This window comes from Pseudomonas sp. HP_01 (assembly GCF_055284355.1).
In genome coordinates this window covers 185568-199448 of record NZ_JBTOPV010000045.1, presented here as the reverse complement: position 1 = coordinate 199448, position 13881 = coordinate 185568, and the positions used below count along the sequence as shown (strand labels likewise).

Annotated in this window: 11 protein-coding genes; 4 read left to right on the top strand and 7 right to left on the bottom strand. The window is 61.0% G+C overall.

Features of this window, described 5'->3' with window-relative positions; all coding sequences use genetic code 11:
* Window positions 1-27: 27 nt before the first annotated feature.
* From ACYAR8_RS20825 to ACYAR8_RS20815, 3 genes are all read right to left on the bottom strand, one after another.
* Window positions 28-291 (bottom strand): DUF1289 domain-containing protein, encoded by a 264-nt coding sequence (locus tag ACYAR8_RS20825; protein ID WP_463580925.1) that lies wholly within the window; start codon window positions 289-291, stop codon window positions 28-30.
* Window positions 291-815, bottom strand: a complete 525-nt coding sequence (locus ACYAR8_RS20820; RefSeq protein WP_463580924.1) for a gamma carbonic anhydrase family protein — start codon at window positions 813-815, stop codon at window positions 291-293. The genes ACYAR8_RS20825 and ACYAR8_RS20820 overlap by 1 nt, the downstream gene beginning before the upstream one ends.
* Window positions 816-876: 61 nt before the next feature.
* Window positions 877-1488, bottom strand: a complete 612-nt coding sequence (locus ACYAR8_RS20815; protein ID WP_074892286.1) for a CoA pyrophosphatase — start codon at window positions 1486-1488, stop codon at window positions 877-879.
* Between the two features lie 153 nt (window positions 1489-1641).
* Here ACYAR8_RS20815 and ACYAR8_RS20810 point away from each other — a divergent pair, with 153 nt between their 5' ends.
* A complete protein-coding gene (locus ACYAR8_RS20810) occupies window positions 1642-2193 on the top strand; it encodes an NUDIX hydrolase (RefSeq protein ID WP_074892287.1) in 552 nt (183 codons plus the stop codon).
* 50 nt (window positions 2194-2243) lie between these two features.
* Window positions 2244-2807, top strand: a complete 564-nt coding sequence (locus ACYAR8_RS20805) for a L,D-transpeptidase family protein (RefSeq protein WP_463580923.1) — start codon at window positions 2244-2246, stop codon at window positions 2805-2807.
* A 52-nt stretch (window positions 2808-2859) separates the two neighbouring features.
* Here the strand turns inward: ACYAR8_RS20805 and ACYAR8_RS20800 are convergent, their stop codons facing one another.
* Together ACYAR8_RS20800 and purL are read right to left on the bottom strand one after the other, a co-directional pair.
* Complete coding sequence (locus tag ACYAR8_RS20800; protein WP_463580922.1) at window positions 2860-3171, bottom strand: NGG1p interacting factor NIF3; 312 nt, start codon at window positions 3169-3171, stop codon at window positions 2860-2862.
* A gap of 6 nt (window positions 3172-3177) precedes the next feature.
* Window positions 3178-7077 (bottom strand): phosphoribosylformylglycinamidine synthase, encoded by a 3900-nt coding sequence (purL, locus tag ACYAR8_RS20795; RefSeq protein ID WP_463580921.1) that lies wholly within the window; start codon window positions 7075-7077, stop codon window positions 3178-3180.
* A 213-nt stretch (window positions 7078-7290) separates the two neighbouring features.
* Here purL and mltF point away from each other — a divergent pair, with 213 nt between their 5' ends.
* Entirely contained in the window at window positions 7291-8751 is a 1461-nt protein-coding gene (mltF, locus tag ACYAR8_RS20790; protein WP_463580920.1) for a membrane-bound lytic murein transglycosylase MltF, read from the top strand.
* Between the two features lie 33 nt (window positions 8752-8784).
* Here the strand turns inward: mltF and tadA are convergent, their stop codons facing one another.
* Window positions 8785-9267, bottom strand: coding sequence for a tRNA adenosine(34) deaminase TadA (tadA, locus tag ACYAR8_RS20785; RefSeq protein ID WP_074892292.1), 483 nt, complete (start codon window positions 9265-9267; stop codon window positions 8785-8787).
* Window positions 9267-10640, bottom strand: a complete 1374-nt coding sequence (locus ACYAR8_RS20780; RefSeq protein WP_463580919.1) for a multicopper oxidase family protein — start codon at window positions 10638-10640, stop codon at window positions 9267-9269. The genes tadA and ACYAR8_RS20780 overlap by 1 nt, the downstream gene beginning before the upstream one ends.
* A 172-nt stretch (window positions 10641-10812) precedes the next feature.
* Between ACYAR8_RS20780 and ACYAR8_RS20775 the strand changes: the two genes are divergently transcribed.
* Window positions 10813-13734, top strand: a complete 2922-nt coding sequence (locus tag ACYAR8_RS20775; protein WP_463580918.1) for a dermonecrotic toxin domain-containing protein — start codon at window positions 10813-10815, stop codon at window positions 13732-13734.
* The last annotated feature ends 147 nt before the right edge of the window (window positions 13735-13881 follow it).

Genomic DNA, 13881 nt, shown 5'->3' with positions numbered 1-13881 from the left:
AATGGGATGCAGCGGCGCAGGGTTGATTCAACGTCGAGGGCTGCTGTCGCTCACCTGAAACATCATCCCGCTCGCCCTCGCCCGCTCATCGCAGGCAACCAACACGGCACGGCGCGCCTGATTGTCCATGCGGCTCCAGCCGGTGATCTCGGCCACGGTGCGCTGGCAACCGGTGCAGATGTCGGCGTCGTCCAGGGCACAAATGCTCACGCAGGGCGAGCGGACGGGCTTTTCATGGATTGGCTTGTCATGAACGGTTGCTTCATGGATCGGGGGAATGGCGCTGGACATCAGTCTTCCTGTGGGGCCAGGTCACGCGCGTAGCGCTGGGCATTGTGGACGTAATGGGCGGCGCTGGCGTCGAGCATCTGCTTCTGCGCATCGGTGAGTTCACGGACGATTTTGCCCGGCGAGCCCATGACCAGGGAACCATCAGGGATGACTTTGCCTTCGCCGATCAGTGAATTCGCGCCGATGATGCAGTATTTGCCGATCTTCGCACCGTTGAGGATGACCGCGTTGATGCCGATGAGCGTGCTGTCACCCACGCTGCAACCGTGCAGCATCGCGTTGTGGCCGATGGTCACGTTGCGGCCGATGGTCAGCGGCGAGCCCATGTCGGTGTGCATGACGGTGCCGTCCTGCACGTTACTGTTCTCGCCGATGTCGATCAGCTCGTTGTCGCCGCGCAGCACGGCGCCAAACCAGACGCTGGCGTTGGCCTGCAAGCGCACATTGCCGATGACAGTGGCTGTCGGCGCGATCCAGCTGCTGGCGTGCGCGTCGACGCGGGCATCACCCAGGCGGTATTTCATGGTCTGCTCCTCATGGTTCGGCCCTTATGGCTCGGTCCCCTTGCTGCGACGCGGCGGCGGGTCAGGATTTCAGCGTGTGGATGATCGATCGCTTTGGCGGCTCGTTGAGGTCGATGGCGCTGTCGAACAACAGGTTCATCAGCTCAACGATCATGATCGCCGTCAGGCCCCAGATCTTGTACTCGCCGAAGCGGTAACTCGGCACGTACCAGCTGCGCCCTTGATAGTCGATGCGGTGGGTGTGTTCGCGGGCATCCTGACGGAAGAAGTCCAGCGGCACGCTGAAGACCGCCGCGATCTCGCCATCATTGGGTGTGTACTCAACAAAATCGGGAATGATGCCGACATAAGGCGTCACTCTTATACCGTGCTTCGAGATCAACGGACTCAGCGGGCCAATCACTTCCACCAGGCCAGGCGGCAAACCGATTTCCTCCTGGGCTTCGCGCAGCGCGGTGAAGATCAGGTCCGGGTCTTCCGGGTCACGCCGGCCGCCCGGGAAGGCCACTTCGCCGCCGTGGGTCGACAGGCCGCTGGCGCGCAGGGTCAGCACCAGTTCGGGCTCGGCATTGCGGGTAATGGGGAGAAGCACGGCGGCCTCGGGGAAGCGCGCGTCCGTTTCCAGCATCACCGGCGTGTGGCTGCTCATACGGTGAAGTAGCTCATCCAGCATGGGAATTCTCGATCGGTTGCCTGCCCGGCATCATGCACCAAAGCGGCGACGCGCCCAAGTCTTGTAGGACAAGCCACCCGTGCAAGACGCCTCTTGCCGTCCACCCGCGCTACGGCTCAAGATAGCCGCTGCCAACAGGAACCCGATTCGATCATGAAATTCTGCAGCAACTGCGGCGAACAGGTCATCCAGCGTATCCCCGAGGGCGACAGCCGCCCGCGGTACGTGTGTGAACATTGCGACACCATCCACTACCAGAACCCCAACATCGTCGCCGGCGTCGTGCCGGTGTGGGGCGAAAAGGTGTTGCTATGCCGTCGAGCCATCGAGCCGCGACTGGGCTACTGGACGCTGCCTGCCGGGTTCATGGAAAACGGCGAAAGCGTCGAGCAGGCCGCCCGCAGGGAAACGTTCGAAGAGGCCTGCGCTGAAGTCGAGGACCTGCAGTTGTATTCGATGATCGACGTGCCGCACATCAATCAGGTGCATATCTTCTACCGCTCGAACCTGGTCAAACCGGAGTTCGCGGCCGGCATCGAAAGTCTGGAAGTGAAGTTGTTCGACGAAGCCGATATCCCGTGGTCGGAGCTGGCTTTCCAGACCGTCAGACGTACCCTAGAATGCTTTTTCCGCGACCGGCGGCATCAGGATTTCCAGGTGCGCACCGATTGCCTGTCCGTCACACCCCCTCTCAAAACCACTTGATCAAGACGATGGCGCGCGATTACCGCGCAGGCTTCAGGGATACCCTTTTCATGCGTTGGTTGCTTGCCGTTTTTTGCCTGTCGGTTGTGCCGTTGTCCCAGGCTGCGTTCACGCAGACCATCGTGCCCAAAGGCAGCGAACAGACGTTCGTTGGCGGAAAGGTCGTCGACACCCAGAACATCGCGGACCGGACCATCGATAAGGTGCTGGTGCTCAAATCCGCGCATCAGTTGCAGCTGATCAGTCGTGGCGAGGCGCTGAAGACGTACCGGATCTCACTGGGCAAGGCGCCCAACGGACCCAAGCTGCAAGAGGGAGACCAGCGCACACCGGAGGGTTTCTATTGGCTGGACTGGCGCAAGACCAGCGATGCCTACAACCTGTCGATGCACATTTCCTACCCCAACATTTCCGATGCCGCACGCGCCCGACGCGAAGGCGTGAAGCCCGGCAGCATGATCATGATTCACGGCACGCCGATCAACGACGATTACCCGGAATGGTATTTCCACACCTTGGACTGGACGAACGGCTGCATCGCCATGCGCAACAGCGATATTCGGGAGGTATGGGATCTGGTGAAGGACGGCACGATGATCGAGATTCGGCCGTAAGGTTCTGCGGGTGATGCAGAACGCTTTAATCTCGAGTAATGCTGCTGGGAGGCTAGATATCTTCCAGCTTCCACACGTCATAAGCCGGCACTTCGTAGGGATGACTGTCCTTCAGCGCAGCAACCGCCTGCCTGATCAGCTCGTCTGACACCACAAGCTCGACCTTCCATTCCTGAACCTGCTCGACCTTGCCGGCTTGACCGATGAACGGCTGACTGCCGTCCAGCGGACGAAACTGGCCGTGGCCAAGGACCTGCCATGAGCAGCAGTCATACGCGCCGATTCGCCCCGCACCGGCGGCGAACAACGCATTTTTGACCTGCTCCACATGGCTCGGTGGCACAAAGAAGGCCAGCTTGTACATCAACGGTCAGTTAACCCAGACGCGCGCGTTACGGAACATGCGCATCCACGCGCCATCTTCAGCCCACTCATCCGGACGCCACGAGTTGGTCACGGCGCGGAACACGCGCTCGGGGTGCGGCATCATGATGGTGACGCGACCGTCGAGCGTGGTGAGACCGGCGATGCCTCGTGGCGAACCGTTCGGGTTGGCCGGATAGTTTTCCGTGACCTTGCCGTGATTGTCGACGAAACGCACAGCAACGGTGCCGGACAGATCGGTTTCAATCAGCGACTCAGGGGTCTTGAACTCGGCGTGACCTTCCCCGTGGGCGATGGCGATCGGCATGTGCGAACCGGCCATGCCTTGCAGGAAGATCGACGCCGACTTCTGGATTTCGACCATCGCCACGCGCGCTTCGAACTGCTCCGAGCGGTTGCGGACGAAGTGCGGCCAGAATTCGCTGCCCGGAATCAGCTCGCTGAGGTTGGACATCATCTGGCAACCGTTGCAAACGCCCAGGGCGAAGCTGTCGCTGCGGGCAAAGAAGCCCTGGAACGCATCCCGTGCGCGGCTGTTGAACAGCGCAGACTTGGCCCAGCCTTCGCCGGCACCCAACACGTCGCCGTAGGAGAAACCACCGCACGCCACCAGACCTTTGAAGTCGTTGAGGTCGACGCGACCGGCGAGGATGTCGCTCATGTGCACGTCAACCGAGGCGAAACCGGCGCGATCGAACGCAGCCGCCATTTCGACCTGACCGTTGACGCCCTGCTCGCGCAGCACCGCCACTTGTGGGCGAACGCCCTTCTTGATGTAAGGCGCAGCGATGTCGTCGTTGACGTCATAGCCCAGCTTCACGTTCAGGCCTGGATTGTCTTCTTCCAGCAGCGCATCGAATTCCTGATCGGCGCAATCGGCGTTATCGCGCAGGCGCTGGATCTGATAGCTGGTTTCGCTCCACTGACGCTGCAGCAGGCGGCGATCACCTTTGAACACGGTGTCGCCGCTCAGGCTGATGATCACATCGCTGTTGTTGATCGGCTTACCTATCACGGCGACGCAGTCCTCGCCCAGGCCGGCGGCGCTGAACTGCGCGAGCACGAGCGGCGTGGCGTCCTGGCGAACCTGGATCACTGCACCCAGCTCTTCGTTGAACAGAATGGCCGCGACTTTTTCGCGGGTGCCGGTCAGCGTGTCGAGTTCGAGGTTCAGGCCACAGTGCCCAGCGAACGCCATTTCCAGCACGGTCGCCATCAAGCCACCGTCGGAACGGTCGTGATAGGCCAGCAGGTGGTCGTCGGCGTTCAGGCCCTGGATCACGGCGAAGAAAGCTTTCAGGTCTTCAGCGTCATCGACGTCCGGCGCAACGCTGCCGAGCTTGCCGTGGGTCTGGGCGAGAATCGACGCGCCCATGCGGTTCTGGCCACGGCCCAGATCGATCAGGATCAGATCGGTCAGGCCCTTGTCCATGCGCAGTTGCGGGGTCAGGGTCTTGCGAATATCGGTGACAGGTGCGAAACCGGTGACGATCAGCGACAGCGGCGAGGTCACGGTTTTCTCGGTGCCCTCGTCGCTCCAGCGGGTCTTCATGGACATCGAGTCCTTGCCCACCGGAATGGTAATGCCCAGCTCAGGGCACAGCTCCATGCCGACGGCTTTCACGGTGTCGTACAGGCGCGCGTCTTCGCCCGGGTGACCGGCTGCGGACATCCAGTTGGCGGACAGCTTGATGTCGGAAAGCTTGCCGATGCTCGACGCTGCGATGTTGGTCAGGGTCTCGCCAATGGCCATGCGGCCGGACGCAGGGGCATCCAGCAATGCCAGCGGCGTGCGCTCGCCCATCGCCATGGCTTCGCCGGTGTACACGTCGAAACTGGTTGCTGTAACGGCGACGTCTGCCACGGGCACTTGCCACGGACCGACCATCTGGTCGCGATTGACCATACCGGTGATGCTGCGGTCGCCAATGGTAATAAGGAAGCTCTTGCTCGCCACTGCCGGGTGATGCAGCACGCGCTGCACGCTTTCTTCGATGTCGAGCGCGCTCGGGTCGAAGTCGTCGCCCAGCTCGTTTTCACGCTCGGCAGAACGGTGCATGCGCGGCGCCTTGCCCAGCAGCACTTCCAGCGGCATGTCGACAGGGTTATTGCCGAAATGGCTGTCGGTAACGGTCAGTTGCGGCTCTTCAGTCGCCTCACCGACCACCGCGAACGGGCAACGCTCACGTTCGCAGATGGCTTTGAAGCGTTCGAAATCCGGAGCGCTGACCGCCAGAACGTAACGTTCCTGGGACTCGTTGCTCCAGATCTCCAGCGGGGCCATGCCTGGCTCGTCGTTCGGCACGTTGCGCAGCTCGAAGCGGCCGCCGCGACCGCCGTCGTTGACCAGTTCAGGGAAAGCGTTGGACAGACCACCCGCGCCGACGTCATGGATGAACGCAATCGGGTTGGCTTCACCCAGCTGCCAGCAGCGGTCGATGACCTCTTGGCAGCGGCGTTCCATTTCCGGGTTTTCACGTTGTACCGAAGCGAAGTCCAGGTCAGCCGAGCTGGTGCCGGTGGCCATGGAGGAAGCCGCGCCGCCACCCAGACCGATCAGCATCGCCGGGCCGCCGAGCACGATGAGCTTGGCGCCGACGGTGATTTCGGCTTTCTGTACGTGCCCTTCGCGGATGTTGCCCATGCCGCCTGCGAGCATGATCGGCTTGTGGTAGCCGCGAACTTCATCGCCGTGGGGCGTGCTGATCGACTGCTCGAAGGTACGGAAATAGCCGGTCAGCGCCGGGCGACCGAACTCGTTGTTGAACGCCGCGCCACCCAGCGGGCCTTCAATCATGATGTCCAGCGGCGTGACGATGCGCTCGGGTTTGCCGTACGGCTTCTCCCACGGCTGCTCGAAACCCGGAATGTTCAGGTTGGACACCGTGAAACCGGTCAGGCCGGCTTTCGGCTTGGCACCACGTCCGGTCGCGCCCTCGTCCCGGATTTCGCCGCCGGAACCGGTGGCGGCGCCAGGGAACGGCGCAATCGCCGTCGGGTGGTTGTGGGTTTCGACCTTCATCAGAATGTGCACCGGTTCCTGAACCGCACCGTACTCGCGGCTTTCAGGATTCGGGAAGAAGCGGCCGGCCACGCTGCCGACGATCACCGAAGCGTTGTCCTTGTAAGCGGACAGCACGCCTTCGTTGTGCATCTGGTAGGTGTTCTTGATCATGCCGAACAGGCTTTTTTCCTGGCTCTGGCCATCGATGTCCCAACTGGCGTTGAAGATCTTGTGACGGCAGTGCTCGGAGTTTGCCTGCGCAAACATCATCAGTTCGATGTCATGGGGGTTGCGCTTGAGGCCGGTGAACGCGTTCACCAGGTAATCGATTTCGTCTTCGGCCAGGGCCAGACCCAGTTCGACGTTGGCCTTTTCCAGCGCAGCGCGGCCGCCACCCAGTACGTCGATGGCGATCAGCGGCTTGGGCTCGGCGTGGCTGAACAGGCTGGCGGCCTCTTCCAGCGCGCCCAGGACGATCTGGGTCATGCGGTCGTGCAGCGCGTCGGCGATCAGCTGTGCGTCGGCGTTGCTGAACTGGCCTTCTACATAAAAGGCGATGCCGCGCTCAAGGCGCTGAATTTTGGTCAGGCTGCAATTGCGCGCGATGTCGGTGGCCTTGCTCGACCACGGCGAGATGGTGCCGAAACGCGGGAGGACCAGGAACAGGCGGCCCGCTGGCTCCTGAACCGGTACGCTCGGACCGTATTTCAGCAGGCGGGCAAGGACTTGCTGCTCGTCTTCGGTCAGAACGCCATTGACCTCAGCGAAGTGGGCGAATTCAGCGTACAGGCCACTGACAGCCGGAACTTTATCGTTCAGCTGCGCAAGTAATTTCTTGTGGCGGAAGGCGGAAAGGGCGGGAGCACCACGCAGGATCAACATCGTCGGGACAGCCTCGGGAAGGGGGTGTGCTTTGAGGCCGTGCATTCTAGCCTAATCAGTCTGCGTCGGCACCCGAAACCACGGCGCGGAATGCACCCGAATGTCGGCTCCGGGCGCTTGCCTGCGCCGGAAGGTAAAAAATCCTCTGCTCTATCAGACGCGACCCGCGCTGTCGAGATATGGCGGTATGGCTCCTTTGCGTATACTGCACCGATGTTTTCCCAATCAGATTTCCGCCCACGCTGTGCCAAGTGGCTCATCGCAACCGGAATCTTCCTGCTGCTCGGCGCGTGTGTGGAGAAACCCAACACGCTTGAACGAGTCAAGGAGGATGGCGTTCTGCGCGTCGTCACCCGCAACAGCCCGGCGACCTATTTTCAGGACCGCAACGGTGAAACCGGTTTCGAGTACGAACTGGTGAAGCGTTTCGCCGACGATCTGGGCGTTGAACTGAAAATAGAAACCGCCGACAACCTGGACGACCTCTTCGATCAGATGGGCAAGCCCGGCGGCCCGGTGCTGGCGGCGGCGGGCCTGGTGAGCAGCGAAAACCGCGCGAAGCAGGTACGCTTTTCCCACTCCTATCTGGAAGTCACCCCGCAGGTCATTTACCGCAACGGCCAGTCGCGGCCGACCGATCCGGGTGATCTGGTGGGCAAGCGCATCCTCGTGCTTAAAGGCAGCAGCCATGCCGAACAACTGGCGGCGCTGAAGGTCAAGTACCCCGCCATTAACTACGAAGAATCCGATCAGGTCGAAGTCGTCGACCTGCTGCGCATGGTGGATGAGGGGCAGATCGACCTGACCCTGGTGGATTCCAACGAACTGGCTATGAATCAGGTGTATTTCCCCAACGTTCGCGTCGGCTTCGACCTTGGCGATGGCCGCGACCAGCGTTGGGCCGTGGCGTTAGGCGATGACAACAGCCTGCTCAACGAGATCAACGCCTACCTCGACAAGATGCAGAAGAACGGAATGCTGCAGCGGCTCAAAGACCGCTATTACGGGCATGTTGACGTTCTCGGTTATGTCGGCGCCTACACCTTCGCCCAGCATTTGCAGGAACGCCTGCCCAAGTACGAAAAGCACTTCCAGGCCGCTGCCAAGTCTGAGCAGGTCGACTGGCGGCTGCTGGCCGCAATCGGTTATCAGGAGTCATTGTGGCAGCCGGGGGTGACGTCGAAGACCGGCGTGCGCGGCTTGATGATGCTGACGCAGAGCACGGCCCAGGCCATGGGTGTGTCCAATCGGCTCGACGCAAAACAGAGCATTCAGGGCGGCGCCAAGTATTTTGCCTACGTCAAAGAACAGCTCGACGACTCGATTCAGGAGCCGGATCGCACCTGGCTGGCGCTGGCGTCCTACAACATCGGCAGCGGCCATCTGGATGACGCGCGCAAGCTGGCGGAAAGCGAAGGCCTGAACCCGAACAAGTGGCTGGACGTGAAGAAGATGCTGCCGCGTCTGGCGCAGAAGAAGTGGTACAGCAAGACCCGCTACGGCTATGCCCGGGGTGGCGAACCGGTCAGCTTCGTTGCCAACATCCGCCGGTATTACGACATCCTGACGTGGGTGACGCAGCCGCAGATGGAAGGCGGTCAGGTCGCGGAGGGCTCGTTGCATGTGCCTGGCGTGGACAAGACCAAGCCGTCTGAAGAGAAAGCGCCGCTTTAGTCAGCGTCAGAATCCGCTCGCCGTCGCACTGAACTACCCCTTCGCCCGCCTCATCCTGAAAAACTCGCTCAGCATCGTCCCGCACTCCTCCCCCAGCACCCCGCCTTCGAACAGGACGCGATGATTGAGAAACGGTTGCGTGAAGAACTGCCCCTGACTCTGCACTACTCCTGCTTTCGGTTCAGTCGCGCCATACACGACGCGGCTGATACGCGAGTGGACGATCAACCCCGCGCACATGCTGCAGGGTTCCAGCGTCACGTACAGCGTGCTGCCGGGCAGGCGGTAATTGCTGAGTGATTGCGCCGCCGCGCGAATGGCGACCATCTCGGCGTGGGCACTGGGATCGCTGCCACTGATGGGGCAGTTGAAACCGCGCCCGATGATTTCGCCGTCCTGCACCACTACCGCGCCGACCGGCACCTCCCCCAGCAACGCACCCTCCGCCGCCAGCGCCAGGGCTTCGCGCATGAAGTGCTGATCGCGACTGCGATCGATGATGGGCGGCTGACGCATCAGGAGACCTCGATAGCGGCCATGAGGCCGGTTTCCATGTGGTCGATCACATGGCAGTGAAACATCCACACGCCGGGATTATCCGCGACCAAGGCAACGCGCGCGCGCTCGTTGCGCCCCAGAAGATAGGTGTCCGTAAAATACGGAACCACCTTCTTTCGATTGGAAGCGATGACTTTGAAACTCATGCCGTGCAAGTGAATGGGGTGCTGATACTGCGTCATGTTCTTTAGCTCGAAGATGTAACTCTTGCCGCGTTCAAGTTTGGCGATCGGCCGGTCCGCGCAGGTCTTGTCGGTGATGTCCCACGCCTGGCCGTTGATCTGCCACAAGCTGGGCGGCTTGCCGTTGTCGACATTCACCGACACCGAACCGACCCACTCGAAATTGAAATTGAGCTTCTCGGCGTTGGCCAGGTCAGGCTCGGCGACCGGATTGGCCGGCAGTTCGGGCGGCCACTCGCCTGGCGTATCGTTGTTGGCGACCGAGCGGAATGTGCCCAATCTCACGGGGCCGTTACGCAGGGAAATCTCTTCACCGGCCGCAGGCGCCTTGATCGCCAGACAGATGCGCATGCCCGGCCCCAGCCAGTAATCCTTGCCCAGCGGGCGCGGTTTGACCGGGTTGCCGTCCAGGGCGTAGATCATCGCCTCTGCGCCCGGCAGGTTCAGGCGATAAGTCACCGTATTGTCGAGATTGAGAATGCGCACCCGGGTGATTTGCCCGGCAGGCAGCTCGACGACGCCTTGTGGCACGCCATTGATCGTCGACAGGCGCCCCGCCGTGCCCTCGCGTGCAGCCTCGCGAATAACGCTGAAATCAGTGAAAGCGCCCTGCTCGTCCACGTGCCAGCTCTTCAGGCTGACAACGCGTTCGTGGGCAAACCCGGTCGGCTCGCGCTCCTCGACAATCAGCGGCCCGACCAGCCCGCGGCCCAGTTCTTCACTGCTGCTGACATGGGGGTGATACCAATAGCTGCCGGCGTCCGGCACACGGAATTTATAGTCGAAGTACTCGCCCGGCTTGACCGGCAACTGCGAGACATACGGCACGCCGTCCATCTCCAGCGGCAGCCGGATGCCGTGCCAGTGAATCGTGGTTTCAACGGGCAGATGATTGATGAAGCGCACCCGTAGCCACTCGCCCTGTCTGACGCGCAGCTCAGTGCCAGGCGCGGAGCCGCCGAACGCCCAGGCGGGCGTCTGGTGCCCGGCCACCAGCTCAACGTCGAGCGGCGCGGCGATCAATTCGTAATCGTGCCCCTCGCCCGGCCCGCGTTTGCCGAGCCAATACCTTGAGGCGCCGCCAGCGCCAAGCCCGACCACGGCAAGACCGGCCAGACCTCCGAGTATCTGTCGACGGGTAAAAGACATGTACAAAAAACCTCAACAACGACTGACCGCATCCGGGAACGATGCAGGGGGCGGACACGATACACCGGCACTTACAGAAATTTAAGGAGACCGCGTACGCAATACATATTTAGTGCCAAATGAATCGGGGATCACGCCAAGCTTGTCCTCCCATTCATCAAGGAAGACGAATATGACCGTTGCACCCGCCCGCCCACCCGTTGCATCCCTGAGCCAGGACCGAACTGCCCTCGTTAAAATGAGTGAGCGCCTGGTCGAGGCCTGCCCGGACATGCGCGAAATGGCCCGCAGCATCGCCCAGGAAATCCTCCTGCGTCACACCGGTCACGACATCGAGCCCGACACAGTTTATTGGCACTGCTTCCACACCGCAGAGAGCAGCCCGCGATCGTTCAATGGCTGGCAACACCAGGACGCGCCTTACCAATCGATGACCCTTGCGCAGTTGGTCATGCACCGTTTCAACCCTCACGATCAGGACAACGCCGACACCCTGCAGATGCTCAGCGGGTTCTACACCGCGGGCCCTGATGCAGAAGCGTTCGATGAGCGAAACGAGGTCATGATGTTGCCAGCGCAGGTCATGAGCGACTTCTGGGCAGTGGATTTCAAATCCCGCTTTCAAGAGAAGTTGAAGACGTTCTGGCGCGACTTCGCCGACGATTTCCGCACCATGGCCAAAGCCAACTTCATCGCCAGCGCCTTTGAAGACCAACACGCCGGCTGGCTCAGTGAAGAAGATCTGCTAACCGTCTTGCGTGCCGCCAACGTTGAACCGTCCGCTGTACCAAGTCTGCAAACCCTCCAGGCCAGCGCTCCTGCCAGTGTTGACGCGAACGTCTGGACCTTCGATGTGATCGGCTACGAGGCCACCGACATCTTGCGAATCGTGACCTCGACCGGCCGGCAGATCCTCTACACGCCCGGCGAAGTACAGGCGTTTCATACCTTCGATACGCCGGAAGAGCTGCACTGGTGGCTGCTGTCGCAGAACAACCGCCCGGAGCGACGTGCACGCTTCATGGGGCACTTCCCGCTGTCGGCCCATGGCGAGGCCGATGAAAACATCGGGCTGTATCACGGCCTGGATGTGCTCTACAGCACATGGGGATCTGCTCATCCCGGTCTGATCAATCAACAGAGTCGGCCTGTGTCAGGGGACCCGTTCGCTCATCTGCGCGACGTAATCCGGGCGCGGATGTTTGCCGACGCAGATCTGGCGCTGCATTCAAATGCCGACCTGCGCAAACAGATGTGGATCGGCTATCTGCGGTCGTTCTCTCAACTGTCCGGCGCGCTGGCGGCGATTGACTGGCCGATTGCGCTGGCAGCCGTGGGCGCCGGCATCGCCGACATGGGGCTCAACATCGATCAGGCCGTGAACGGCGCGAGCACCGCTCAGCGCAAGGCCGGGGTCATCGGCGCCGTCACTGCGGGCATCGACACGCTGTTTAATAGTGCATTTCTTGTGGGCGGAGAGACGTTGGCGGAAGGCGAGCTACCGCAACCTGAAGCCGGGTTGGAGCCAGTCCCCGAAGTCGATGAACCTGTGGGTGGGTTCGTAGTGACGCCGGGCTTCGATCCCGAATCCGTTTACCCCTTTGAGCGCAACGATGGGCTGAATTCTTTCGAGACCAACATGCTGCTGGATGCCTTCGAGCCCATACGTGAAGAGGGCGAGATGAACGGCATCTACCTGACCGATCAAGGCGAAACCTTTATCGAGATCGATAGCTTCGCCTACGCCGTTCGCTACATCAACGAACTGAAATCCTGGGCCATCATCGACCCTGAGAACCCCTTCTCGTTTTATCGCAACAGACCCGTACGGCTTAACAGCGCCGGGAAGTGGGAGTCGATCAACCCCTTGACCCTGCGGGGCGGCGGGAAGGCGCTGAGCAAGCAGGCCGTCGGTCGTGGCGCCGTCACTCCAGCTCCCTTTCACAGCCCGTACGAAGTTCCGGAGGCGCTCAAAGCTGATCTCATGGACGGCGCACAACATGGTGGACGTCGTGTCGATGACCGCTACCACAGCGGTGACTTCAGCACACGCGACCCTTACGACGATTTCAAACGCCTGCGTCACGGTCTGCGCAATGACGCCGACGCATTCTTCACGACACTTCAACTGCCTCCGCGTCCGGAAATTCCTGAGCTGCCTACCGACGCGCCGTTGAAAAGCACGCTGAAGACGCTGTTCCAACGCTCACCGGGTCTGGTCATCGGCGAGAGTCACGCCGGCATCGGTAGCAAACAGTTTCTGATCGAACAGATGCCGCGTCTCGCCAAGCTCAAGGTGCGAACGCTGTATATGGAGCACCTGATGACCGATTTTCACCAGGCAGATCTGGATGCTTTTTCAAGGACCGGTGATATGTCGCCTCAGCTTGAAGCCTATGTCGACACCCTCGACAAAGGGCACCGGACTGATCCCACCGGTAAATACACCTTCATGGCCGTGCTCAAAGCCGCCCGAGCCAATCGGGTGCGAATCAGCGCCATCGACTGCATGGCGAGTTACCGCCTCGACGGCGTAGAGGGTGGTGAACGAACCCTTAGGCAAAAAATGATGAACTACTTCGCCAAAGGCGTCATCGACGCGGATCAGGCATCAAACAGTGGCAACTGGGTCGCGCTGGTCGGCAACTCCCACGCCAACACCTATCAGGGCATCCCGGGCGTGGCCGAACTGGAAGGCGCCGTCGGTTTGCGTATCGAAGATGTCCGCGTCATGGAGTCCGGAGGGATAACCCCTGACCCCGGTGCCGAAATGTTTGATTCTATGGGCCGTCGCGCAGGAACAGTAAAGAGCGACTTACGCCTGCAATACCTGAGTGAGGCGCCCCGGCAGGAAACCGATCTGGAAAACACGCTGCTCCACCCCGGCATGTTCATGCTCGAACGAACCGGCGAAGGGGTCACGCTCATACACCGCAATAAAGCAGGCGCTGCAGTTCATACGGAGGTTAAACACGAGGGTAATCGCGTGTACATCGACCGCCCGGCATGGCCCCGTATCAGCGGGCGCAGGTTTGATACCTTGGCGGATCTGACCACGGCGCTGGAGCTGATGGGGATGAGGCTGGTGGGCTGAGGCGGAAAACGTAAAAAGCCGAGTGAGACGTTGAGGCTCACTCGGCTTTCGCTTACGACGGTGTGGCAGTAGTCAGCTGAGGTAGCCGATCACTCCCACTCGAACATCAACAATAATTAAAACCCCATAAAGATCATAAGCTTACTT

What these genes read in the sequence shown, in the direction of transcription:
- ACYAR8_RS20815 (WP_074892286.1), bottom strand. Translation starts at nt 1,488, where the DNA reads ATGCTGGATGAGCTACTTCACCGTATGAGCAGCCACACGCCGGTGATG.
- purL (WP_463580921.1), bottom strand. Translation starts at nt 7,077, where the DNA reads ATGTTGATCCTGCGTGGTGCTCCCGCCCTTTCCGCCTTCCGCCACAAG.
- ACYAR8_RS20775 (WP_463580918.1), top strand. Translation starts at nt 10,813, where the DNA reads ATGACCGTTGCACCCGCCCGCCCACCCGTTGCATCCCTGAGCCAGGAC.
- ACYAR8_RS20820 (WP_463580924.1), bottom strand. Translation starts at nt 815, where the DNA reads ATGAAATACCGCCTGGGTGATGCCCGCGTCGACGCGCACGCCAGCAGC.
- ACYAR8_RS20825 (WP_463580925.1), bottom strand. Translation starts at nt 291, where the DNA reads ATGTCCAGCGCCATTCCCCCGATCCATGAAGCAACCGTTCATGACAAG.
- ACYAR8_RS20780 (WP_463580919.1), bottom strand. Translation starts at nt 10,640, where the DNA reads ATGTCTTTTACCCGTCGACAGATACTCGGAGGTCTGGCCGGTCTTGCC.
- ACYAR8_RS20805 (WP_463580923.1), top strand. Translation starts at nt 2,244, where the DNA reads ATGCGTTGGTTGCTTGCCGTTTTTTGCCTGTCGGTTGTGCCGTTGTCC.
- tadA (WP_074892292.1), bottom strand. Translation starts at nt 9,267, where the DNA reads ATGCGTCAGCCGCCCATCATCGATCGCAGTCGCGATCAGCACTTCATG.
- ACYAR8_RS20800 (WP_463580922.1), bottom strand. Translation starts at nt 3,171, where the DNA reads ATGTACAAGCTGGCCTTCTTTGTGCCACCGAGCCATGTGGAGCAGGTC.
- ACYAR8_RS20810 (WP_074892287.1), top strand. Translation starts at nt 1,642, where the DNA reads ATGAAATTCTGCAGCAACTGCGGCGAACAGGTCATCCAGCGTATCCCC.
- mltF (WP_463580920.1), top strand. Translation starts at nt 7,291, where the DNA reads ATGTTTTCCCAATCAGATTTCCGCCCACGCTGTGCCAAGTGGCTCATC.